The 23,070-nt window shown below is 41.7% G+C and carries 27 protein-coding genes and 1 riboswitch; of the genes, 15 read left to right on the top strand and 12 right to left on the bottom strand.

The window, feature by feature from the left end:
- Positions 1 to 17: 17 nt before the first annotated feature.
- Positions 18 to 350, bottom strand: coding sequence for a hypothetical protein (locus tag AR334_RS05820; protein ID WP_066306734.1), 333 nt, complete (start codon positions 348 to 350; stop codon positions 18 to 20).
- A 161-nt stretch (positions 351 to 511) separates the two neighbouring features.
- Between AR334_RS05820 and AR334_RS05815 the strand changes: the two genes are divergently transcribed.
- Both AR334_RS05815 and AR334_RS05810 read left to right on the top strand, forming a co-directional pair.
- Positions 512 to 967: a DUF2269 family protein gene (locus tag AR334_RS05815; RefSeq protein ID WP_066306731.1), complete on the top strand. Its 456-nt coding sequence runs from the start codon at positions 512 to 514 to the stop codon at positions 965 to 967.
- Between the two features lie 85 nt (positions 968 to 1,052).
- Positions 1,053 to 1,763, top strand: a complete 711-nt coding sequence (locus tag AR334_RS05810) for a polysaccharide deacetylase family protein (protein ID WP_066307694.1) — start codon at positions 1,053 to 1,055, stop codon at positions 1,761 to 1,763.
- 63 nt (positions 1,764 to 1,826) lie between these two features.
- Here AR334_RS05810 and AR334_RS05805 read toward each other — a convergent pair whose 3' ends face one another.
- Entirely contained in the window at positions 1,827 to 2,321 is a 495-nt protein-coding gene (locus tag AR334_RS05805) for a YobA family protein (protein WP_066306728.1), read from the bottom strand.
- Positions 2,322 to 2,452: 131 nt separating this feature from the next.
- Here AR334_RS05805 and AR334_RS05800 point away from each other — a divergent pair, with 131 nt between their 5' ends.
- On the top strand, positions 2,453 to 3,082 hold the full coding sequence (locus tag AR334_RS05800; protein ID WP_066306724.1) for a pyridoxamine 5'-phosphate oxidase family protein: 630 nt from the start codon (positions 2,453 to 2,455) through the stop codon (positions 3,080 to 3,082).
- Positions 3,083 to 3,094: 12 nt separating this feature from the next.
- Positions 3,095 to 3,898 (top strand): alpha/beta fold hydrolase, encoded by an 804-nt coding sequence (locus AR334_RS05795; protein WP_066306722.1) that lies wholly within the window; start codon positions 3,095 to 3,097, stop codon positions 3,896 to 3,898.
- Between the two features lie 98 nt (positions 3,899 to 3,996).
- On the opposite strand, the gene AR334_RS05790 is transcribed toward AR334_RS05795, so the two are convergent.
- Together AR334_RS05790 and AR334_RS05785 are read right to left on the bottom strand one after the other, a co-directional pair.
- A complete protein-coding gene (locus AR334_RS05790; protein ID WP_301337153.1) occupies positions 3,997 to 4,377 on the bottom strand; it encodes a YbaN family protein in 381 nt (126 codons plus the stop codon).
- A gap of 93 nt (positions 4,378 to 4,470) precedes the next feature.
- Positions 4,471 to 5,259, bottom strand: coding sequence for an alpha/beta hydrolase (locus tag AR334_RS05785; protein ID WP_066306717.1), 789 nt, complete (start codon positions 5,257 to 5,259; stop codon positions 4,471 to 4,473).
- A gap of 133 nt (positions 5,260 to 5,392) precedes the next feature.
- Here AR334_RS05785 and AR334_RS05780 point away from each other — a divergent pair, with 133 nt between their 5' ends.
- The 3 genes from AR334_RS05780 to AR334_RS05770 all read left to right on the top strand — a co-directional run bounded on the left by AR334_RS05780 (position 5,393) and on the right by AR334_RS05770 (position 8,544).
- Entirely contained in the window at positions 5,393 to 5,650 is a 258-nt protein-coding gene (locus AR334_RS05780) for an alpha/beta fold hydrolase (RefSeq protein WP_066306711.1), read from the top strand.
- A 212-nt stretch (positions 5,651 to 5,862) separates the two neighbouring features.
- Positions 5,863 to 7,110, top strand: coding sequence for a cation:dicarboxylase symporter family transporter (locus AR334_RS05775; protein WP_066306705.1), 1,248 nt, complete (start codon positions 5,863 to 5,865; stop codon positions 7,108 to 7,110).
- Positions 7,111 to 7,364: 254 nt separating this feature from the next.
- A riboswitch (cyclic di-GMP riboswitch) is annotated at positions 7,365 to 7,454 on the top strand.
- Positions 7,455 to 7,506: 52 nt separating this feature from the next.
- On the top strand, positions 7,507 to 8,544 hold the full coding sequence (locus AR334_RS05770) for a GGDEF domain-containing protein (RefSeq protein WP_066306702.1): 1,038 nt from the start codon (positions 7,507 to 7,509) through the stop codon (positions 8,542 to 8,544).
- 486 nt (positions 8,545 to 9,030) lie between these two features.
- Here AR334_RS05770 and AR334_RS05765 read toward each other — a convergent pair whose 3' ends face one another.
- Positions 9,031 to 9,450, bottom strand: coding sequence for a hypothetical protein (locus AR334_RS05765; protein ID WP_066306696.1), 420 nt, complete (start codon positions 9,448 to 9,450; stop codon positions 9,031 to 9,033).
- A 252-nt stretch (positions 9,451 to 9,702) separates the two neighbouring features.
- Between AR334_RS05765 and AR334_RS05760 the strand changes: the two genes are divergently transcribed.
- A complete protein-coding gene (locus AR334_RS05760) occupies positions 9,703 to 10,110 on the top strand; it encodes a VWA-like domain-containing protein (RefSeq protein WP_066306690.1) in 408 nt (135 codons plus the stop codon).
- A 106-nt stretch (positions 10,111 to 10,216) separates the two neighbouring features.
- Here the strand turns inward: AR334_RS05760 and AR334_RS28730 are convergent, their stop codons facing one another.
- Positions 10,217 to 10,330 carry a YjcZ family sporulation protein gene (locus AR334_RS28730; RefSeq protein ID WP_172799162.1) on the bottom strand — a complete coding sequence of 38 codons (114 nt, stop codon included), beginning with the start codon at positions 10,328 to 10,330 and terminating at the stop codon, positions 10,217 to 10,219.
- 157 nt (positions 10,331 to 10,487) lie between these two features.
- Between AR334_RS28730 and AR334_RS05755 the strand changes: the two genes are divergently transcribed.
- On the top strand, positions 10,488 to 11,552 hold the full coding sequence (locus AR334_RS05755) for an undecaprenyldiphospho-muramoylpentapeptide beta-N-acetylglucosaminyltransferase (RefSeq protein ID WP_066306688.1): 1,065 nt from the start codon (positions 10,488 to 10,490) through the stop codon (positions 11,550 to 11,552).
- A 350-nt stretch (positions 11,553 to 11,902) separates the two neighbouring features.
- Here the strand turns inward: AR334_RS05755 and kynB are convergent, their stop codons facing one another.
- From kynB to kynU, 4 genes are read right to left on the bottom strand one after another with little or no spacing between them, the layout of a single operon-like run.
- Entirely contained in the window at positions 11,903 to 12,529 is a 627-nt protein-coding gene (kynB, locus tag AR334_RS05750) for an arylformamidase (protein ID WP_066306682.1), read from the bottom strand.
- Positions 12,530 to 12,564: 35 nt separating this feature from the next.
- Positions 12,565 to 13,428 (bottom strand): tryptophan 2,3-dioxygenase, encoded by an 864-nt coding sequence (gene kynA, locus AR334_RS05745; protein ID WP_066306681.1) that lies wholly within the window; start codon positions 13,426 to 13,428, stop codon positions 12,565 to 12,567.
- 16 nt (positions 13,429 to 13,444) lie between these two features.
- Entirely contained in the window at positions 13,445 to 14,863 is a 1,419-nt protein-coding gene (locus AR334_RS05740; protein WP_066306679.1) for an amino acid permease, read from the bottom strand.
- 56 nt (positions 14,864 to 14,919) lie between these two features.
- Positions 14,920 to 16,206 carry a kynureninase gene (kynU, locus tag AR334_RS05735; RefSeq protein ID WP_066306674.1) on the bottom strand — a complete coding sequence of 429 codons (1,287 nt, stop codon included), beginning with the start codon at positions 16,204 to 16,206 and terminating at the stop codon, positions 14,920 to 14,922.
- A gap of 439 nt (positions 16,207 to 16,645) precedes the next feature.
- On the opposite strand from kynU, the gene bioB reads away from it, so the two are divergent.
- The gene (bioB, locus tag AR334_RS05730) at positions 16,646 to 17,659 is read left to right on the top strand and encodes a biotin synthase BioB (protein ID WP_066306672.1); all 1,014 of its coding nucleotides are present in this window, start codon (positions 16,646 to 16,648) and stop codon (positions 17,657 to 17,659) included.
- A gap of 231 nt (positions 17,660 to 17,890) precedes the next feature.
- Here the strand turns inward: bioB and AR334_RS05725 are convergent, their stop codons facing one another.
- Positions 17,891 to 18,397 (bottom strand): nucleotidyltransferase family protein, encoded by a 507-nt coding sequence (locus AR334_RS05725; protein ID WP_066307693.1) that lies wholly within the window; start codon positions 18,395 to 18,397, stop codon positions 17,891 to 17,893.
- A gap of 233 nt (positions 18,398 to 18,630) precedes the next feature.
- On the opposite strand from AR334_RS05725, the gene AR334_RS05720 reads away from it, so the two are divergent.
- Entirely contained in the window at positions 18,631 to 19,155 is a 525-nt protein-coding gene (locus AR334_RS05720; RefSeq protein ID WP_066306670.1) for a sigma-70 family RNA polymerase sigma factor, read from the top strand.
- Positions 19,148 to 20,470 carry a DUF4179 domain-containing protein gene (locus tag AR334_RS05715; protein ID WP_066306668.1) on the top strand — a complete coding sequence of 441 codons (1,323 nt, stop codon included), beginning with the start codon at positions 19,148 to 19,150 and terminating at the stop codon, positions 20,468 to 20,470. Before AR334_RS05720 ends, AR334_RS05715 begins: the two co-directional genes overlap by 8 nt.
- Before the next feature lie 42 nt (positions 20,471 to 20,512).
- Here AR334_RS05715 and AR334_RS05710 read toward each other — a convergent pair whose 3' ends face one another.
- Positions 20,513 to 20,863 (bottom strand): VOC family protein, encoded by a 351-nt coding sequence (locus AR334_RS05710; protein ID WP_066306664.1) that lies wholly within the window; start codon positions 20,861 to 20,863, stop codon positions 20,513 to 20,515.
- A 137-nt stretch (positions 20,864 to 21,000) separates the two neighbouring features.
- On the opposite strand from AR334_RS05710, the gene AR334_RS05705 reads away from it, so the two are divergent.
- The 3 genes from AR334_RS05705 to AR334_RS05695 all read left to right on the top strand — a co-directional run bounded on the left by AR334_RS05705 (position 21,001) and on the right by AR334_RS05695 (position 23,042).
- Positions 21,001 to 21,489 (top strand): GNAT family N-acetyltransferase, encoded by a 489-nt coding sequence (locus AR334_RS05705; protein ID WP_066306659.1) that lies wholly within the window; start codon positions 21,001 to 21,003, stop codon positions 21,487 to 21,489.
- A gap of 179 nt (positions 21,490 to 21,668) precedes the next feature.
- Positions 21,669 to 22,421 carry a nucleoside phosphorylase gene (locus tag AR334_RS05700; RefSeq protein ID WP_066306652.1) on the top strand — a complete coding sequence of 251 codons (753 nt, stop codon included), beginning with the start codon at positions 21,669 to 21,671 and terminating at the stop codon, positions 22,419 to 22,421.
- A gap of 15 nt (positions 22,422 to 22,436) precedes the next feature.
- Positions 22,437 to 23,042, top strand: a complete 606-nt coding sequence (locus tag AR334_RS05695; protein ID WP_066306649.1) for a hypothetical protein — start codon at positions 22,437 to 22,439, stop codon at positions 23,040 to 23,042.
- Positions 23,043 to 23,070: the final 28 nt, after the last annotated feature.

Below are 23,070 nucleotides of genomic sequence, written 5' to 3'. Positions count from 1 at the left end.
CTTGTCCCATCAAGCCGTTAGATCCACGAAAACCCTCTTCTTCTGTCATCCCAGTCATCGCGGCGATTATGATGACGTCTGTCATCAGTCCGATGCTGGTCATCTGTACGATGTCTGTGATCAGTCCGATGCCGGTTATCTGTGCGATGTCTGTGATCAGTCCGATGCCGGTTATCTGTGCGATGTCTGTGATCAGTCCGATGTCGGTCATCGGTCCGACGTTTTTTTTCCTCTTCAACGATGACACGCTTGGCACGAATAATCACTGTGTCAGCATTAATTACGATACGTCCGCCGTCATTTTTATGGCTGACATCTACCACTTCTTCATCCATGAAATCTCTGGCCATGTATTTCCCCCCTTTCGCTTATATTTATTAAAATATGCTTGTGTCATAAAAGTGTGAGGACAAACTGTTAAAATCTAAGAATCTGTAACAAAGCTTTTTATATTAAAAAACAAGTTTATGTTAAAATTAAGGCTGTTAGAGTGATTGGAGGCTGCCTCAAAATGATAACTTTCTACAAAATTCTAGTTATTTTACATATTTTTTCTGCTATTATCGGGATGGGGCCGGGGTTTATTCTAACGACTGTCGTCAAATCAGGAAAAACAATGACGGAATTACGCCATTCTTATGCCATCCGTCATAGACTTCATATTTATGTGATGATAGGCGGGACCATGCTGCTTGTCACAGGATTGCTGATGGGGGTTTTGAATCCAAGCCTGTTCCGGATGGGCTGGTATGATCTAAGTCTTGTCCTGTTTTTGGCTGCGTTGGCAATTGGGCCTGTCATGCTGACACCGAGATCAAAACCAATTAAGGAAATGTTGGCATCCCACCAAGGCGAGGAAATCCCGGAAGAATATTGGCGTTTATCAAGGGAACTTTTTAAATATGAGTATATCGAAAATTTTATTTTTATCATTATCATTACGCTTATGATAACCAAGCCGTTTTAGGGAAAAAGGAGTGCGGAACCACAGCGGTTTTACACTCCTTTTTTTGTTATAATAGCTTGTATCTTTTAATGAAAGTATGTGGATGATGAAAAAGAAAATAATCCTGTTTGGAACAGCCATTTTATTTGTCCTTCTATTGTTATTTGGAACTTATAAATTAATGAACTCTCGAACATATCAGTTTTTTGGAGGATTAACCCACCAGGTGGGGACGGAAGAGAAGGTGGTCGCATTAACGTTCGATGACGGGCCTACTGAAAATGTTCCGGAACTCCTTCCACTTTTGGAAAAATACAATGCCAAAGCTACGTTTTTTTTAATTGGAAGCGAGATTGAGAAGTCTCCAGGGGAAGCAGAGAAATTAATTGAGGCAGGGCATCAGATCGGAAATCATACGTATTCCCATAAGCGGATGATTTTTAAATCCCCTTCCTTCATAAAAAAAGAAATTGAAAAGACAGATGCGTTAATTCGATCAGCAGGATATCAAGGGGAGATTGATTTTCGGCCTCCGAACAGCAAAAAGCTAATGGGATTACCATATTACTTAAAAAAACATCATCGCGACACGATTGCTATGAACCTTGAGCCAGACACTTATTATGCATCATCGTCCGACAAAGTTAAGTATATCAAGGACAATATTCAGCCCGGTTCGATTATCCTATTACATCCATGGTATGTCGGTACTGCTGCCGATGAACTGAAAGCGGTAGAAGGAATATTAGAGGTTCTAACGGAAAAAGGCTATAAATTTGTGACGGTGAACGAACTACAAACAAGAGCTGACAAGTGATAACACATTTTCTATTAAATATCTCGGACATAACAAAAGGGCCATTCTCTTGAATGGCTCTTGTTAGCCTTTTTTATCATTAATTACTACAGTTGCATCATTATCCCCTTGTTTAACAAGGACCTCCCAAATATCAGCTGCTTCATTATAATTTACCGAATTTATTGCTGGTACTTCATATTGACTAATCTGTTCTGGAGCCAAGGCTTTCCGAATCGCTTCGGCTTCGGTAAGGTCAGCGTTTTTTGGCTTTTTTTCAGGCAAGATTTCAACTTTCTCGGCATCGGACTGGCCCGGATAAGATTCCGCCACCACATCAAACCAAACCTGAACCTTATCGCCAACCTTTACCTTCCCCGGTGCATTGGAAAACCATATTGCATTATAGAATTCCGCCAATCCCCCCGTAGAACTAAAATCCTTTGGGGCGGAGGCCACTACGAGAATCCGTCCATCCCCCTTTTTGACAACATAACCTTCGATTCCTGGCTCTTTATGTGTCGTGCACCCGACTAACCATAGGCTAGTAAGTAACAAGATGAGTAATAACTTCTTCATTCAGCTGCGCACCCCCTTTCTTAATTAGACCATCGCATTGGATTGTGAGTTTCATTTCAATTAGTCTATTTTTAAAAAAATCAAAAAACTGTGATAAAATACAAAATAAACAATCAGGGAAGAGGGATTTTTTGGATCAATTTAAAAATAAGGTGGGAAACAAAGAAGAACTGCGTTCGATTATTGGCTTTCCAAGTGAGTTGGCTTCTAAAAAGGTAATTTTATATATTGACAGCCATTGTGCCGATTTTATTGCGAAATCACCATTTTTAATGTTAGCCACAGCCGATGAACATGGATTCTGCGATGTATCACCTCGGGGAGACATGCCGGGATTTGTTCATGTTTTAAATGAAAAACAATTCGTGATCCCCGAGAGGCCAGGCAATAAAAGACTAGATTCATTATGTAATATATTATCGAATCCTAAAATAGGTCTGCTTTTTTTCATCCCAGGAATGGAGGAGACGCTTCGAATAAATGGCAAGGCGGCGATAATAAAAGATGAGGAACTGCTTGAAAAAATGGCGGTTAAGGGTAAAAAACCTCTCTTGGGAATTGGCGTAGAAGTGGAGGAATGTTTTATTCATTGTGCAAAAGCATTAAAGCGGTCAAGTTTATGGGATACTGATTCCTGGCCCGCAAAGGAAACTTTGCCTTCCGCCGCTAAAATTTTGTTCGAACATGCCAAACTTCCTAAATCCACGGTTAATACCATTCAAAAGGGCCTCGAAGAAAGTTACACGAAGCGGTTGTATTAAGGAGATGGGGCAATGCGGTTTATATTCGAGGAGGAAGCATTATTTTACGATATGGTAGGAAAGGGCCATCCAATAATTATTTTGCATGCAATGGGAACGGATCATCGGTCGATGAAGGCATGGCTGGAACCAGTCTTTCAGAACGAAGATGGGTTTCAGCGGATTTATATTGATATTCCTGCACATGGTCAAAGTACTTGCAACAACATTCAATCTACCGAGGAAATGCGAAGAATCATTCTTGCGTTTATCGATGAAGTCCTTTTTGAAAAACCATTTAGTTTAATCGGACATTCATATGGCGGGTATATTGCGCAGGGTATGTTGTCCGCCAGGGCGCATCAAGTGGCAGGCATCTGTTTACTGGCACCCGCTGTTCATTTGAAAGAAAGAATCTTGCCAGAAAAGGTTGTAAGAGAAAAAGACAAGTCAAGCCTAGCTTCCGTTAATCCAGATGTCCGTACAGCTTTTGAAACGCTACTGGTATATCAAACAAAAGAGAACCTTAGGCGTTTTTTGCAGGAAGTGCAGCCTGGACGATTGTTGGCTGATAAAACCTTTCTACAATCCAATTGGCGTGAGCGGGGGTATTTTTTCAATGAAAAACCATTTGAAAATCTTTCAAAATTGGAACAGCCCGCCCTGGTAATTTGCGGCAAGCAGGATTCTATTTGTGGTTATAAAGATCATATATTTTTATTAGACAAATTACCAAATTTGACATTTGTGGTGCTAGACCAAGCGGGGCATTTAATAACGATTGAAAAAAGAGAAATGGTGCAATCATTGGTGAGTGATTGGTTAAGAAAGGTGTAGTAGAAGAAAGCTTTTATGCAAAGATGGAAGAAGGTAAAGGGGCATAAGAATAAAGACACTGTTAAAATTAAGGCATAAATGATAAAAAGACAGGAAATTTAAGATTCCTGTCTTTTGCCTGTATCTGCACTAATTACTGGAATGGTTTTGATTTTGGTGAAAAAATAGTAATACTTATATGCGACGATTAGTAGCAGGATGATCCTAACTAGGAAACTGTCAACCATGATGAAGGCAATTGCAATCATAGCATCCGCAAACAATAGGATCGTCAATTTTTGTTTGAGAGTCATGGATCGTTCCCTTACGAAGCTTTCCAGATGCCGTTTATAGATGCTCGTCCCTTTAAACCAGCGCTCAAACCGTTCGGACCCTTTTACGAAGCAGAACGATGCTAAAAGCAACAATGGCGTTGTGGGTAATAAAGGCAGAATAATCCCAAGGACGCCTAATCCTAAGGAAATAAATCCGATAATAATAAAAATGAATTTAACAATCCGATTTTGAATGATAGAGCACCCCTTTGGATGAGGTTTGAACCTGTTTCCTTATATTATATCACAAAAACGGGTTCATTTTTTCGAATCCGCATCATCAAAAAGGTAAGTCAAAATCCCCGGCATTCTCTCTTGGAAAAACCGGTAATGATGCTCCGCATCTATAATTTCCGCAAAACGTATCTCATCAATTTTGCTGCTCAATAGCTCATATACCTTCCTGCTTAACTCCATAAAAAGCTGGCTTGCTGCCAAATCCTCCGGCACTTCTTTCGTCCCTATATCCATATAAAACTTTTCGATGCCGTCAAGGTCGGACTCTTCAATACATGCCTCAATCGCTTCCTGATTTCGATAGTAAGCCGTAGATAAGACAGCAATTTTTCGAAATATATGCGGGTAGCGGCAGGCGGCATAAGTGGTGATAAGGGCGCCTAATGAGATGCCGGCCATCGCCGTTTCAGTTTCAATCGTTCGATATTTTCGGTCAATGAATGGCTTTAATTCGTCGACAATAAAATCCAAATAAGCCTCACCGTTTCCGCCAGAAGAACTTAAATAGCCCAAAATCTCCTCACTTAATTTGCCATGCGGCCAAGGGCAATAATCATTCACGCGCCCATCACCAACGGAATTTTGGTCAATCCCAACGACAATAATCTCGAGCCCGGTTTTAGCCAAATAATCCTTTAATCCAAGGGAAGTGCCGCCAATCGAGCCTTCATCCTCGAAAACATTTTGCCCATCATGCATATACAAAACGGGGTAACGTTTTGTCTCATTATGATAATTTTCTGGCACATACACTCGTACTATTCTTTCTTGCTGTAACGATGTCATATAAATGGAGAATTTCTCTAACAAACTGGCTCACTTCCAATCTAAAATCTTTCTTAAATAAATTTACCATAACCTCTACCTTTTGCCTAAATTTTTCTATTAAAAGTAATCTTTTGCCAGTATAATAGGTTTGTAAAATTTCCCACTATTTGGAGTGATGCAAAATGCTCACAAGGAAAACAAAAAAATTCAAAGTAATTATGAGTCGGTCGCCACGCTAGAAGTGCCGGTTTATATTTTTGCCGGCCGACAGGATTATCAGACACCTTCGCCGGTAGCAAAAAAATATTTTGACCAACTGGAATGTCCGCATAAGGAATTTGTCTGGTTTGAGCACTCTGCCCATTTATTGAACTTTGAAGAACCAGAGAAATTCTATCAGGAATGCTTAAAAATCAAGCAGCAGCTTGCATAAATAAAATTCGGAACTCCATACAGGAGTTCTTTTAATTTTTCAAAAGGAATACATTCAATGCTACTAAATTATGATTTGGTGTTTTTTTACCATTGAAATTTATCACGATAAAAATTATATTAAAAAAGTGTAAATGTTATATTTATTGTATGTATTAGCCTAATAGGCAGTATAATAAGAGATTTTACTTCATAGTTAAAGGAGAGATGTAAATGAAAAGAATCAGTTTAGCTTGGCAAATCTTCATCGGTTTAGCATTGGGTATTGCCGTTGGTGCTGTATTCTACGGGAATCCTCAAGTAGCTGAATTTCTCCAGCCAATTGGAACCATCTTTATTCGCCTCATTAAAATGATTGTCGTGCCTATTGTTGTTTCGAGTATCATAGTCGGTGTTGCCGGCGTGGGTGATATGAAATCGCTCGGTAAACTTGGCGGCAAGACGCTTCTGTATTTTGAAATCATCACCACAATTGCAATCATTGTCGGTTTATTATTCGGAAATCTGTTTCATCCAGGAAGCGGTATTGACCGCTCTCAGCTAACCAAAACAGATATTCATTCCTATGTAGAAACTGCAGAAACAACGCAAAGCCACTCGTTGGTGGATACGTTTGTCAATATTGTTCCAACAAATATCATCCAATCATTGGCTAATGGCGATATGTTGGCAATCATTTTCTTCTCGGTTATGTTTGGACTTGGAATTGCTGCAATTGGTGAAAAGGGAACACCGCTACTAAATTTCTTCCGAGGAACGGCAGATGCGATGTTCTACGTAACGAACCAGATTATGAAAGTTGCACCATTAGGAGTTTTCGCGTTAATCGGTGTAACGGTTTCGAAGTTTGGTTTATCTTCGTTAATCCCATTAGGAAAATTGGTCATTGTCGTTTATGGATCGATGATATTCTTTATTGTTGTTATCCTTGGGATCACGGCTAAAATTGCCGGCTATAATATTTTCAAGCTGGTAAAGTACTTGAAGGATGAGCTTTTATTAGGTTATTCTACTGCAAGTTCGGAAACAGTACTGCCGAAAATAATGGAAAAAATGGAGAAAATTGGTTGTCCAAAAGCGATTACATCGTTTGTCATTCCAACTGGTTATTCCTTTAACCTTGACGGCTCTACCTTATATCAGGCAATCGCCGCCTTGTTTATTGCGCAGATGTATGGCATCGATATGGGGATTGGCCAGCAAATTACCTTGGTTCTAGTATTAATGGTTACGTCAAAAGGAATAGCTGGAGTTCCTGGTGTTTCGTTTGTCGTCCTGCTTGCCACATTGGGAAGTGTCGGCATCCCAGCAGAAGGCTTGGCCTTCATCGCCGGTATTGACCGAATTTTGGACATGGCAAGGACTTGCGTCAACATTGTTGGCAACTCATTGGCAGCCATCGTCATCTCCAAATGGGAAGGCCACAGCCTTGATGAAAAGCCAGAAAAACTTGCAGCATAAATCCTCAGTTTCAGTTATGCTTAGAGATAGTACAGCCTAATAACAATATTACTAAAATAAAAAAGGTGCTTGACTACCTAATGGTGTCAGGCACCTTTTGTTTAAGTGTTTTTTTTGTAGGTAATTTGACCTGATGGATTGTATTAAATGTTATATTAAAAATTCCAGTTTTCTGTTAAAATGAAAGTATACTCCAATAACAGCATAAGTATACATACATGTAGAATAAAGAAATTTCTTCATTAACCTGTAGGAAATCGATAAGGCAAATTTATCCAAAGATAAAGGCGCAAAGCTATAGGGGCTAAGGTTGTCTAAGGTGACTATGCCAGCCAGCTGCCGTTTTTGAGCAATCAGGCGGGACTAATCGATCAAGATTAGTTGGGAGAGAAAATTATGGGAAAAACGGGAAAATCATTATCCGACTTAAAACGTAGCATTTATCTATGGGTTGTGCCGTTTATTCTTTTCGCGTTAACGTTGAACACGATACTGCAAAATTTGTTCGTGGAAGACAAATTTGATGCTATTGTAAATAGCACTCTTTTCATCTGGTTTCTGTTCAGTTGGGTTCTATTGTACAAAAATCGTTTTGTTCGTTTTAGTGAGTATTCCAACCTACTATTGATCAGTTTTTTTCATGTTTCCACCGTATTCGATGTCATCTACAATGATATGATTAAATCCGGCGGCGGGGACTTGGGTGATTTTATTATCTGGACCCCTTTGTATTTAACGTTTATCTTTTTTACCTTAGGCCCAAAACGGGGGATTTATTTTTCCAGTTTTATCTTTGCCTGTACTTTTATCATCGGGATGCTGTTTATCGGTCAGCTGCCATCGAAGTCAGTTGATTCCCTTTCACAATTTTATTTTGCAAATTTGGTTTATATTATTGTTCTATATTTCACTCAATATTTATTTAAGGCATATACAGAAGTGGAATTAGTAAAGAAACATGCCTATCTCGATTCGCTGACCGGAATTGCGAATCGCCATCAGATTGACGCGTGGCTTGAAATAAAGCTGAGGGAGTCCAAACAAACGGACAAGTCGTTTTCGATTATTTTTTTCGACATCGATTATTTTAAATGTATTAATGACCGCTATGGCCATAAGATAGGGGATTCGGTGTTAATCGAATTAGCTGGAATTATTAAGGATAACCTTGCTCCGGGCGACCTATTTGGCCGTTGGGGGGGCGAGGAATTTATCGTTATTACGGATACGATAAGCCATGAAGCCATCGGGTTGGCAGAGTATTATCGTAAAATCATCGCTTCCCATGACTTCGTCGGTTCCGGAAGAATTACCTGCAGTTTTGGTGTTACTGGCTATCACCAAGGGGACAGCATGGATACAATCTTAAACAGGGTCGATAAAGGACTATACCGGTCGAAGGAAAAGGGACGAAATTTGGTAAGTAATATTTGAGTTAAAGCAGAACCGCCTGGAAAAATACCAGGCGGTTTTTTGGCGAACAAACATTCCTTTTCAAAAATAGTCTAATCTCCATTGCATTTTCTAAGCCTGTACATATTTTAGTAGTATAAATACTTGAAAAATGAGCAGGGAGGTGCTAATCATGGAATCTGGCGGAAGAAGAAATCCCTTTGGCCTTTGCATTTTTCCCGGCTACCGCTGGTGAGGGCCGGGCTGTAGCGGGCCGGGAGCCCCAATTAATGATGTAGACGATTGCTGCCGCCGCCATGACCTTTGTCTAAAAGCCGGGGTCCATCCTTGTCAATGCGATTTCGAATTCATGGATTGCCTCTACCACAGACGAAACAGACACACTGATAAAGGCAGAAAAGCTGCGCTTATGTATGACTTTATGAAATTCAAAACTACCTTTACCTGCGGTAGGAAACCGCTATAAGCCAAAAGGGGACGTCCAGGCAAGGACGTCCCCAATTTATACTATTCCCTTGGTTCATAGTGTTTCCCATCATTCGGCATCTGTTCGTTCGGGACGCTCAGACCAAGCTGTGAGATCATTGAATCCTCCACAAAATAGGTATAAACCCATCCTGGCTCATTTTCAAATTTGACATCAAGATGATATGGATTATACTGCCGGCCTTCTTTGCGCCGAATCTCCCACGTTTCATTTGGGTATTTTTCCGCCAAGTATTGATTAAGCTGTTCTGTTTTTATGCCGACACGATAATCAATCCAAAAGGGCCGTACAGCAAAAAATAACCCCATACTGAAGATCACTGTAGCTGCCAGCAACAAGCCAATTTTTCGAAACCTCTTCGGAACAATAAAAGCAACTCCAATTAGGAACATCACCATGAAGACAGTGCTAATCGTTTCAATCACTGTAATTGGATGCATTATAACTCTTCCCATAGTATCGAATACAATTTTAAATCCATCAAGTCCACCCCTGTAATTCCTTGGTAATTCTATTGTAATGAGATAACCGATTTTTAAAAAGGGGTGGAGGGAATATCTTATATATTATTTCCGCCAACCAATTTTTAATTAATAATAAAAATGCCTCTGCCGCAATTATCCAATCATAAACGTGCTGTTTCTTACCGAAAATAATAGCGCTCGCTCAATAAAGCAAAGGGGGAAACGGTCTTGAAATGGCATAAAAGGATCCTTTCGATGATTCAAGAACGCCAGGATAAAAAGGTTGCTTTGGCAGTTGATACTTCCAGCAGTGAGGCGCCAACCATTCTCATTAATAACATAGTGAAACTGTTTGAAACAGTTAAACCTGATACGATCTTGGTTCAAGCAGATTTTAAAATTAGAAGCATTTCTCCAATCAAAAGTGATTCAATTCAGTACCATAATCACGGGAAATCTTCTTATACATTAGTACTTGAGTGGGCTGCAGAAGAAAAGGTGGATACGCTGTTTTATATTACCGATGTCACCGGCTTTTTTTCAGAGGAAATCGAGGTCGATTACGAAATGTTTTGGCTAGTCCCAGGTGAATTTTTGCCAAGGGTACCGTTCGGCAAGGCGATTAAAGTAGCTTAGATAAAAAAGACCAAATCTGGCGGAGGATTTGGTCTTTTGATATGAAAAAAGGAAGCGTGGCATCCACGCTTCAAAACCGATTCGGATAAGGAGGGTTGTCCAAAAATTAGTAGCCGCCCATAAACTGAGTTCCTACAATAATCAATAGGATAAACAGAACGACAATCAGCACAAAACTCATTGAGCCGCCGTATCCACCACCATAGCCTGACATACCCATCACCTCCTTTAGTGAGGATAATATAATGTATTCGGTTCGGAATATTTTGTTAGGGACAAGCATGGAATTATCGTAAAATAATTAAAAAGAAAAAATGGTATTGCCAGCCCGAAATACATATAATTATCTTATTATGTTGGGCTTTTTAGGAGGCAGTATGTCGAAGAAAACGATTGTGTTCACCGGCGGGGGCTCGGCCGGTCACGTGACCCCCAATTTGGCGATAATCAGTGAAATCCGAAATGACTGGAATATTCAATACATTGGATCGAAAAAAGGCATTGAAAAGGAATTAATCGAAAAAATCCAGATCCCCTATCATAGCATTAGCAGCGGGAAACTAAGGAGATATATCGACTTTGAAAATGTCGTTGATGTGTTCAGAGTACTGAAAGGATGCCTGGACGCGCGAAGAATTTTAAAAAAACTAAAGCCTGATTTGGTGTTCTCCAAAGGCGGGTTTGTCTCCGTTCCTGTGATTGTCGCAGCGCGGTCTTTAAAGATCCCGATTTTCATTCATGAGAGCGATATGACACCAGGACTGGCTAATAAAATTTCACAGCGGTTTGCGACAAAGATCTTCACTTCCTTTGATGAGACAGTGAAATTTTTTCCAAAGGGTAAGGCAGTGGCGATTGGTTCGCCGATTCGGAAGGAAGTGCTGGCTGGGTCTGCGGAGAAAGGTCGAAGATTTCTCGGCTTCCATGGAGGGCTGCCGATTTTAACGATTATGGGCGGCAGCTTGGGCGCCAGAAAAATTAATGAAGCGGTCAGGGATGTTTTGGGGCAGCTTTCGGCAAAGTATCAAATCGTCCATTTGTGCGGAAAAAACAATCTCGACCAAAGCTTGGAAGGTGTCTCTGGCTACAAACAATTTGAATATGTGCATGATGAACTGCCTGATATTTTGGCGGCAACAGACCTTGTAATTACTAGAGGCGGGTCGAACGCGATTTTTGAATTTTTAGCATTAAAGATTCCAATGCTGATTATCCCATTGGGTTTGCAGCAAAGCCGGGGCGACCAAATTTTAAATGCCAAAGCATTCGCGGAAAAGGGGTTTTCGCTCACGTTGGAAGAAGAAAGGCTTTCGGGCGATTCGCTGCTTCAGCATATAGACACGCTTGAGCAGAGGAGCGGGGGAATTCGTGCGTCAATGGCATCCTCACCGCAAGGGAAGGCCCTGCAAACGCTGGTAGATGAAATAAATCGCTATACATGATGAAATCGGCATGTTTTTAGTGGGAATCAAGGATTAAAGTTGTTGTACCGGAAGGGGAGCATTTTTTATGAGAAAAGTAGAGGTAATACCTTATTCCGAAAATTGGGCTTTGATGGGATTGGCGACCGAACGCAATGATAAAAGGGAAGATGGGTAGCCAATTGATGCGATTGGCGACTGGGCGCAATGAAAAAAAGGAAGATGGGTAGCCAATAGAGGCGATTGGCTACCGAACACAATGAGAAAGATGAAAAAGGGTAGCCAATAAAGCTGATTGGCTACCGGTATAATAAGAAGTTCCCCTTTTAAACTGGTCTCTATATCAATAGGCCATTAACAAAAGTTAAGGTTTATTCCAATTTCCGAATCACCGCTCGCACTGGACTGCCATCAGCCTCCGCCAACGGAAGCGGCAAGGCAGCCAATTCATAATCTCCCGGCTCAATACCGTCCAACACCAATCCCTCTAGAATATGAATCCCAAACCGGCTTAGTTCATGGTGCGCCAACAGTTCCTTACTGTCCAAGGCGTCCACTGACGGCAAATCAAGCCCGAGCAGCCGCACGCCGTAACCCGCAAGAAACTCCGCTAGCTCCGGTTCAATCGGGGGAATTGAATCAGGAAACCCTCCACGATCTTTCCAAGCTTCCGTCTTAATCAACAGTCGCGTTACTCCATCCAAATCAACACCGGCCAATTCCTTCACACCGATACTCGACACATTCGGAACATAAATTACCCGCGCTGGCCCAATATACAACTCAATATCCAAATCAATGACTCTTTCTCCATCATTATCAAAATGAAACGGCGCATCAATATGAGTGCCGGTATGGACACTCATCGTTACTTCTCCGACATTCACCGACCCGCTTTCCTCCTTGCTCCAGCTCACTTTGTAGCTGAAAGGGGTATCGCCCGGCCAGACAGGAACCTGATTGTCCAGCCGCTGTGAAATATCGATCCATTTTTTCATAAAACCAGCCTCCAAACCTAGATACCCTAAGTGTATTACAGCTTTGTCCTCAGGCTCAACAGCTCCGGGAAAAATTGCTGGTCGACCACCCGTTTTAAATAGGTCACTCCGGAAGATCCGCCCGTGCCCTTCTTATGGCCAATAATCCTTTCGACCGTGGTCATATGGTTAAATCGCCAAAGCTGCTGCTGATTGCCGACATCCACAAGCTTTTCAGCGAGCTCGTATAAATCCCAATATTTTTCGGTATTCCGATAAACTGTCAGCCATGCCTCCTCGACACTTAGGTTCGGTTCATAGACCTGAGACCAATCACGTTTCAGCACTGTCTCATCAACCGGCAATCCGTGAGCGGCGAGGGCTGTGATAGCGGCATCATAGATACTTGGTTCATGCAAAGCTGCGTTCATCCGCTCATACAAGTTGAACTTATGCTTGTAAACGGCAAGCGTGTGCGCATTTTTTTGGCCTAAAGCAAATTCGATTAGCCGGTTCTGATAGGATTGGAAGCCGGAGGAATGACCAAGTTTATCACGGAACTGCATATAATCGGCCGGTGTCATTGTTGTCAGCACATTCCATGATTGGATTAACTGCTGTTGAATCCGTGAGACACGCGACAGCATTTTAAACGACGGTTCTAAATCGTTACGGAGAATGCACGCAATGGCAGCCTCTAGCTCATGCAAAATCAACTTCATCCATAGTTCACTTGTCTGATGAATGATGATAAATAGCATCTCATCGTGGTGATCCGAAAGCCGATGTTGGCTTGAAAATATCTGTTCAAGATGAAGGTAATCACCATATGACATTTCTTTTTTTAAATCGGTTTGAATTTCATGTTCGGGGCCTAATGTCTTGTTTTGTTCACGGCTTTCTGTATCCTTCTTTTCCATTTCACTTGGCCTCCTCTCATTTTATGTTTTTTGTTACATGTCCGACTGTTGAATCCGGGTTTGCCGATTTGCTCTTATTGATAAAATAGTAAGCGATTGACAGGAAGATTAACCAAGGAACCCCAAACTGCAGCAGAATTTTAAAATCAGTCACCCATGTGGACAGCATTAAAGCAACTAGCAGGACGGCTCCAAGAATCGTTAAAAACGGGAAGCCCATCATTTTCACGGGTAGCTTGCGTCCACCTGATTTTTCCCATGCTTTTCTAAAATATAAATGAGAAATGAAAACCATCAGCCATGTAAAAATGGCACCGAACATCGAAATACCCATCATGAACGCATAGGAGGTACCTGGGAATAACGCACTGACAGCGGCTGCCAATATAATGCCTACAGCTGAAACAGCGAGGGCAGATAATGGTACGCCTCTTTTACTGACCTTTCCGAAGATAGAGGGCGCAAATTTGGCCTGTGATAAGGAGTACATCATTCTCGTTGACGAATAGAGCTGACTGTTCATTGCCGATAAGGCTGCTGTTAACACGATAAAGTTCATAATCCCGGAAGCGCCAGGAATATTCAAGATTTCCATTACTTTTACGAATGGGCTTTTGTCTACACCCGCGGAATGCCAAGGGACAATCATCAACATGATGGCAAGGGTAACAACATAGAAGGTAGACAAGCGGAATACCGTTGCCTTCAGCGCTTTTGGTACGGCAACGTCAGGATCCTTTGCCTCCCCGGCGGTAACCGCAATGAGCTCTGTTCCCAAAAAGCTGAACAAGGAAATAAAGATGGCAACCCAGACTCCCCACCAGCCAAAAGGAATAAATCCGCCATCATTAACCAATGTTTCAGGTCCCATTTCACTACCGGCAGAGGAGCCAAATAAAACGTAAGCGCCAAGAAGGATAAAGATCACAATCGCACTAATTTTGATCATTGAAAACCAATATTCAAAGGTCGCAAAGGTGTTGACACTAGTGGCGTTGACATAAATAAGTACGGCACCAAAAAGCAAAATCCACACGATTCCCGGTACGTCTGGAAACCAGTAATTCATATATATTGCGATCGCACTTACCTCAACACCGACGGCGAGGACATTGGCAATCCAATAGGAATAGCGGACGAGAAAACCTGCCATCGGCGAAATGTACTTTTCAGCAATGAAGCCAAACGACCCTGTTAACGGGTGAGCAACCGTCATTTCGGCTAAACAGCCCATCAACAGTAAGACAATAAAGGCCCCAACAGCGTAACTGATTAATACCGCGGGACCTGCCAAACTAATGGCAAGGCCGCTTCCGAGGAACAGACCCGTCCCGATGGCACAGCCCATTGCAATCATAGTTAGCTGCCCCGTACTTAAATCGCGCTTTAGTCCAGTCCCAGGGCCATTTTGACCTTGAGTTTGTTTATTCACCATAAACTTTCCTCCCACTACCCCTTAGGTTTTTTAAAAAAAATAGCCATTTAGTTTTGCTATGCAACGACCTCGCGCTCATTCACGAATTTTTCGTATTGCTTTTCTGTCATGATGGTTTTGAGAGTCTGCACAACCTGCCATACGTCCTCATAGGTGTTATAAAGGGCAACCGGAGCAAGGCGAATGATGTTTGGTGAACGGAAGTCCGGAATGATGCCGTTTTCCTTCAACGACTTGCAAATTCGGGCCGCTTCTTTGTGTTCAAGACTGACATGCCCGCCACGGCGCAAATCTTCCCTTGGATTGCCGATGACAAATCCCATATCGGCGAGCTCGACTTCAATCAAATCCATCATATACTGGTTAAGCTGAAGTGATTTTTCTCGTATACGATCGATGCCAGCTTCAGCGAAAATCTCCAAGGAGCCGACTAATGGTGCCATACTTAACACATGCGGGGTGCCGATTTGGTAGGCTCCAGCTGTGCTTGCTGGCGTAAACTCAATCTCAAGGTCAAATTGCTTTTCCTTATTGGAGCCGAACCAGCCGGCCAAGCCCGGAGAAGTGCCGAAATGCCTGTGGTTTACATACAAACCGCCGACCGCGCCTGGTCCGCCGTTCAAGTATTTGTAGTTGCACCAATAGGCAAAGTCAACATCCCATTCGCTGAAGGAATGAGGAATGGCGCCAATCGAATGGCAGGCATCGAAGCCGATTAAAATGTTTCGTTTATGGGCTTCGGCCGTCAACCGTTTCATATCTAGGATTTGACCGCTCCTATAGAGGACAGTCGGTAGGATTACCATCGCAACCTCTTCGGTCATTGCCTCGATGATATCGTCTTCTTCGAGGATTCTGCCATCCCGGCTTTTGACAAGAATCAAATGTTCCTTTGGGTCAAGACCGCGGGATTGAAGCTGGCTTTTCATGGCATATAGATCACTGGGAAAGTTCAATTCATCTGCTAAAATCTTAGTCCTTGCCCCAGTCGGTTTATAGAAAGTTGCAATAAGCTGATGAAGATTGGTGGTTGTGGAACCGCTTACAATTATTTCATCCGCAGCTGCCCCCACGAGCGGTGCTATTCTTTCCGTCAATTGCTCCGCCAGGTAAAACCAAGGCTGTTTCCCCTTTGTCCAGCCGTCGATTCCGTGGTTCTTCCAATCTTCCAAGGAATTCAGCAGTGCACGTTCCGCGCGCTTTGAAAGCAAACCTAATGAATTCCCGTCCATGTAAATAGAATTGGGCTTTATGTAAAATTCCTGTCGAAACGGAGCGAGTGGATCCCTGCTATCCAATTTTCTAGCAAAATCTAGTGTTGGATTGAACTTTTCTGACCTCATTTTTTTCCTTCCTTTCTTTCTTTCAATCTATTATCATGGGACATCATAACAATTAAAATATTAAAGTGTCAATACAATAATTCGGAATAGTCTTAATACTCCTAACACTGTTACTCTTTCTCTAATCCCAAAGCCTCAGGTATTTAATAAAGACAAAAAAAATAGATTGGTGTCGGCACCAATCAAAATTATGGGAAGTTTTAAGAAATGAGTTCGAGTGAACCTATTTCCTAATTAAGTTACTTTTATAATATAGAATAGTTGTGTAGAAGTTAGGGGGAAGTTGTGTGGAAGTTGTGAAGATTTGGGTTAACTTAGGCCGAATTTCCTGATTTAGCCAAAGTTCATAATAGATTGTTTAAATATAAGTCCGCGTGATTTATAATTTAATTGTTAACTTAATTTAATTATTGGTTGACATATTAAAAGAGGTGATGATATGGATTGGTTAAACCTGGCTAAAAACGTACTCGATGGCTACCAGCTGACAAGGGAGGAAGCCGAGAAAATTTTGCTGTCAAAGGATGATGAGCTGCTATCCCTGGTCAACGCAGCTTTTGAAATTCGTAAAAGGCATTACGGCAAGAAGGTAAAGCTGAATATGATTATTAATGCAAAAAGCGGGCTTTGTCCGGAGGATTGCGGTTACTGTGCCCAATCCATTAAAGCGAAAACGGAAATCGACCGCTACACTCTGATCAGCAAGCAGACAATTGTTGAGGGGGCAAAGGAAGCAAAAAGAAACAAAATTGGTACATATTGTATCGTCATGAGCGGGCGGAAACCGACAAATAATGAAGTGGATACTGTCATTTCTGCGGTTCAGGAAATTAAAAACGAGGTAGAGAAAATTAAAATTTGTGCCTGTATGGGATTAGTCAATGAGGAGCAGGCAGTAAAGCTTAAGGAGGCCGGGGTAGATCGCTTTAATCATAACATCAATACTAGCGCAAACCATCATGCTAACATTACCACGACTCATGATTATGATGACAGAGTGCAAACCATTGAGAACGTAAAAAAAGCAGGAATCTCTCCTTGTTCTGGAGTTATTTGTGGAATGGGCGAGACTGACGATGACATTATCGACATGGCATTTGCCTTAAAGGAACTCGATGCCGACTCCATCCCGGTCAATTTCCTCCATCCGATCAAAGGAACGAAACTTGAGAACTTAAATGAACTAACACCAATTCGCTGTCTTAAAATCCTGGCCCTGTTCAGATTCATTAATCCAACAAAAGAAATTCGCATTTCCGGAGGGCGTGAGTTTAATTTGCGTTCCCTCCAGAACCTAGGGCTATTTATTGCCAACTCGATTTTCGTCGGGGATTATTTAACTACCGCTGGTCAAGGGGCTAAGGAGGATTACCAATTGATCAGTGATCTCGGCTTTGAAATTGAAGAAAACCCATTCGAAACCGAGAGCCAGACATTAGCAAAGAAATTCTAAAAAAAAGCCCCTTGTCAAAATGGCAGGGGCTGATCAGAACAAAAAAAATAGATTGGTGTCAGCACCAATCAAAATTATGGGAAGTTTTAAGAAATGAGTTCAAGTGAACCTATTTCCTAATAAGTTACTTTTATACTATAAAAAACTTGTGAAGAATTTATAAGGAACTTGTGTGGAAGTTGTGAAGATTTCTGCTTTCGTAGCCAAGCTTCTGAGTGTATACAGACGCAGTTACGTAATTTTTAATAAATTCCAAGTCGCTTTCCAATTCTTCCTATTAACTCGCATAACATAGACCCTCTCTAACTCAGTATTGGAAAATAGCGGTGTAGGTTTAACTAACAAATTTATAACATCCTCAATGCCCCAGGGTGCTGCCAAAATGATATGACCATTTTCATCAAGCTTGACCCCTAAAGCCGTGACCGTTTCCGGAAACTTCGAAATTCCGTCCACTGCAGAAGAGTAGGGAGGCAGATTGTTAATAACATGCATCCTCGCCTGATTTTTTACAGACCAAGGGATATCCGGCATCAATTCTAACAGCTTGCTCTCAAGTATCTTTTCATCAGCTTCATCCGCATTTACTGGATCAAAATAGATTACATCCACATCTTGAAGGGGAGTCTTAGCATCCAACCCATGCAACACATCCCATATCTTAGTACGCACAAATCCCGCACATACCCACCAATCAGGCAAGTTCAAAGTCTTTACCGTCGTTAAGATTTCCATCATCCAGCTATCATCACTAATTACCTGAATAATATCCTCCTCAGTCTTCAAACGTGTAACACTCCTTCATTCGACCTCGATTTAAACATATGTCAACTTTACCTTTACATCCAACGTTTCTTCAATACCTTTCATGTCCCATAATCTCGCCATCTTAAAAAATTTTTAAAAAATTAAATCCTTTTGCCAACTTCCTAGTCTAATATATAGACAAAACGGTTTAAGGGGGGAGCAGCATGAATTCAACTGACAAATTGGTCAAGAAGGCCGTCCGTGGCGATGACCAAGCTTTTTTACAGTTACTCCATATTAATAAAATAGATTTATATAAAACAGCTCTTTCCTTTCTTCGCAATGAGGAAGACGCACTGGAGGCAGTACAGGAGGTTACCTACCGTGCCTATAAAAGTATTCGCTCCCTAAAGGAACCAGCTTATTTTAAAACCTGGCTGATCCGGATTATGATTAATTATTGCAATGACCAATTAAAAAAGAACAAACGAGTTGTATTAAATGACGAATTTTTAAAACAGCAAGGCATGAAGGAGAATTATGGTTTTTTAGAATTAGCTGATGCCTTGAATTCTCTTGACGACCGATCACGTGAAATCTTGTCGCTGAAGTATTTTCAAGACATGAAAATAAAGGAGATTGCCGAAACCTTGCAGTGCCCGGAAGGTACGGTGAAAACGTGGCTAAATAAAGCGTTGAAAGCCCTGCGTGATAAGCTTGAACCGAAAGGAGATGACCTGCATGTTTGATAAGGAAGAAGTGAAACTAACAGAATATAAGAAAAGTATTGATGACGCTGATATCCCGCTACAATTATTAGATCAGGCGCTCACAGCGGGCTACCAAATGGCCAAACTGGAGAAAAGGCGAAAATCCCGCCATAGAAAATGGCTGGTTAGCATTATGACTGCGGCTATTCTTCTCATAAGCTTTTTCACTTCCATTCGCTTATCACCCGTCTTCGCGGAATACGTTACAAAGATTCCGGGAATGGAAAAAGTTGTCGAGCTCATCCGTGGTGACAAAGGAAAAATGCTGGCTCTCGAAAATGATTATTATGAGAAAATTGGCGTATCTCAGGAGATAAATGGAATGACCTTTACCATCGATGGGGCCATTGCCGATAGGGACGGTTTAGCATTGTTTTACAGCATAAAAACCAAAGAAAAGCAGACAGAGCTATTTACGAAGAATGTTAAGCTAAAAAGTCTGGACGGTAAAAACCTTGATATTGGCTCGGCTTCTTTTGGAAATCCACCCTATTCCGAAACTGGAGAAACCAGCTTCAGCGAATATTTTGAATTTCACTTTCAAACACCATTGGAAGCAAGGAAGTTTGAACTTCAAGTAAGCGTAGAGAGCGGGGCTCTGAAAGAGGATTTTATCATGCCATTCCAGTTAAACAAGGATGTACCGGCAGCGAAAACCTATAAATTAAATAAAACGGTGACCATCCAAGGACAGAAGATTACCTTTATCGACGCTAAAGTTTATCCTTTAAGAGCGGCCATCCATGTGAAAATGGACCCTCAAAATTCAAAACGGATTCTTAATTTTGAAGATTTACGGCTTGTGGATGAGAACGGTGAGGCTTGGAATAAAATAAATAATGGTATTATCTCAAGTCAAATTTCGCCTGATGAGGCAATCGTCTATCTGCAGAGCAATTATTTTAAACAGCCAAAGGAATTGTATTTGGTGTTAAATAAGCTTCAAGCAGTTAATAAAGATGAAGTGTTTGTGGTGGTGGATACCGAAAAGCAGGAGATCCTGAAACAGCCAAAGGAAAACTACTTTAGTGAACTAAGGGTAGAGCAGGATGCGATTTATTTCCATTTTAAACCTGGGAAAGAATTTAATTATTTTCTTTTTACTAGAAAAATGGATGGGAATGGAGAGGAGATTGCCTCTGAATGGGGTTCTTCGCAAAGTGGTTTCGAGAACGGAACAATGGAAATCGGCGTGAATATACCTTCACCGCAAAACCAAATAAATCCTATCTCACTAGAACTGGTCTACTTTCCGTCCTGGATTAAGGGAGATTATAAACTTCGAATAAAATAAAGAAAATGGAGTCCTTCATTGGGGGCTCCATTTTAGCTTCGCTTATTTTTCCCACAGCTCAATCCGTCTTCCTTCAGGGTCGGCGATCCAAACGAAAGTACCAAATTCGCTTATTTCAGGATCACGAATGAGAGGAACCCCTTTTTGTTCAAGATGCTTCAAACATTCCTCCATACTTTTAACTTGAAAATTTAACATAACAGACTGCTCTTTTGGAAAATAGTCACTATTCTCGGAAAAAAACGAAAAGACCGTTTGATTTCCGGAACCTGGTGTTATAATTGTTCCATTCCAATCCTCCATGGAAAGCCCAAGGACCTCTTTATACCAGGCTTTTAAAACATCCATTTGTCTAGTTCTCCAAAAAACGCCGCCAAATCCAACAATCTCCATTTTCATCACCTCTAATAGATTTGTCTAACCTATAAAAAATTCACTAAAATTTTAAAAATCCCTTCCAAGATACCAACTTACCCGAAATAAGGCAACTTTTTTTTGAGAGAATCGTCTAACATAGATGGGGTGATATTTTGAACGGTTATAGTATTAGAATAGGTACGGAAAAGGACAAGGATTTCCTATGGGAGATGCTTTATCAGGCCATCTATATTCCTGAAGGCGAACCGCGGCTTTCAAGGGATATTCTTAACGAACCGGAAATTGCCAAATCGCTGCAAGGCTGGGGCAGAACAGGTGATCAAGCGCTTATTGCTATGGACAGAGACAAAACGCCAATTGGAGCGGTATGGGTGCGGTTATTCAATGAAACCAATAAAACATATGGGTATGTTGACGAAAAGACTCCGCTTTTAGGGATGGCTTTATTGCCTGAATACCGCGGAAAAGGAATCGGCACTGCTCTGCTTGCTGAAATGCTGAGACTCACAAAACAAGCAGGACATCCTGGCATTTCCTTAAGTGTCGACCCCAACAACCCTGCACTCCAGCTATACAAACGATTCGGCTTCCAAAAAATCGGCGTCGATGGAACCTCATGGGACATGTTAGCAACATTTTAAGTATTGAAAAGGTGCCGGCACCTCTAATGGTGTCAGGCACCTTTTTTCATATAAAACTAACAAAGGATTCATATATTTGGTAATATTGAACTAGAATATGCCAGAAAATTTTTCCTCTCTATTCCGCTATTATTTAATTTCCTAACGAACAATTAAACCAACCGAAGGAGCATATGATGATGATAAATATACTACAGCCTCATATCAGATTAGGTATCGAGCAAGCCGCAGAGTATGCCCTGCTGCCGGGAGACCCGGGCCGCGTTACCGAAGTTGCCAAATACCTGGAGAACTCTGAAGAAATAGCCTATAACCGCGAATTCAAAACGGTCAGAGGTCTCTATAAAGGAATTCCAATTTTGGTAACTTCTACCGGAATTGGCGGAGCCTCTGCTGGAATCGCAATCGAAGAACTAAAAAATATCGGTGTAAAGGCGATGATCCGTATCGGCAGCTGCGGCGCTCTACAGCCGAATTTGCGCATTGGAGATTTGGTAATTGCTTCCGGAGCGGTAAGAAATGATGGTGCCCCGGATGCCTATATTGACAAGTCCTATCCTGCTGTACCGGATACGGAATTACTCCTCCATGCCCTTACTGCCGCGAAAAGTAAAGGAATAAATTTTCATACAGGTATTGTCAGGTGTCATGACAGCTTTTATACTGATAGAGAACAAGAAATCGACAACTTTTGGTCCGAAAAAGGCGTCTTGGCCTCGGACATGGAAACAGCCACCCTGTTTGTCATCGGGGGCTTACGAGGCGTCAAGACTGTCTCGATTTTGAATGTTGTTGTCGAAAAAGAAGGAGACCTGGAAGAAGGAATAAATGATTACGTCGACGCTGAGTCGGCCAGCAAGCGCGGGGAAGAAGCCGAAATTTTAACCGCACTTGAAGCCATAAGTTCCTATCATTCTAGTTTTCAAAAATAAAAGGGGGTTATTTTTATGAACAAGAAAAGCATGTGGTCGTTCCGTTTTTCTACTGCAGCACTGGTTCTTATTCCAGTGGCAGTCGGTGTCAACTATATCGGAAAGTTCATAGCCGGTGTTCTGAAACTGCCGTTATGGCTGGATTCCATCGGAACGGTCCTTGCGGCGATGCTGGGCGGCCCGGTTGTTGGAGCGTTGGCGGGGGCCATAAACAACATCATTTATGGGCTAACTGTTGATCCAATCTCGTTCGTTTATGGAATTACTAGTGTGGCGATCGGTCTTGCAGTCGGAATTCTGTTTTACAAAGGCTATATTTCTACCTTTGGAAAGGCGATTATTGCCGGCCTCATAATCGGATTAGTGGCAACGATTGTCTCCACACCGATTAATATCGGTTTCTGGGGCGGGCAAACAGGAAACGTCTGGGGCGATGCACTCTTTGCTGCCGTGCTGGCAAAAACGGACTCCATTTGGCTGGCGTCCTTCCTTGACGAGATTGTTGTCGATGTACCGGATAAATTACTGGTTGTGTTAATTAGCTACGGAATTTTTAAAGGATTACCGCGAAATGTCGTGCAATTATACAATAACAATGACAAAGTGGAAACATTGGATTAATTCTATAACTCTACCAATGAGGGCTCGC

The organism is Bacillus sp. FJAT-29814, from assembly GCF_001510715.1.
Lineage (GTDB): Bacteria > Bacillota > Bacilli > Bacillales > Cytobacillaceae > Neobacillus.
Note: the sequence above shows the minus strand (reverse complement) of the source record. Positions and strands in the feature narration are given on the sequence as shown.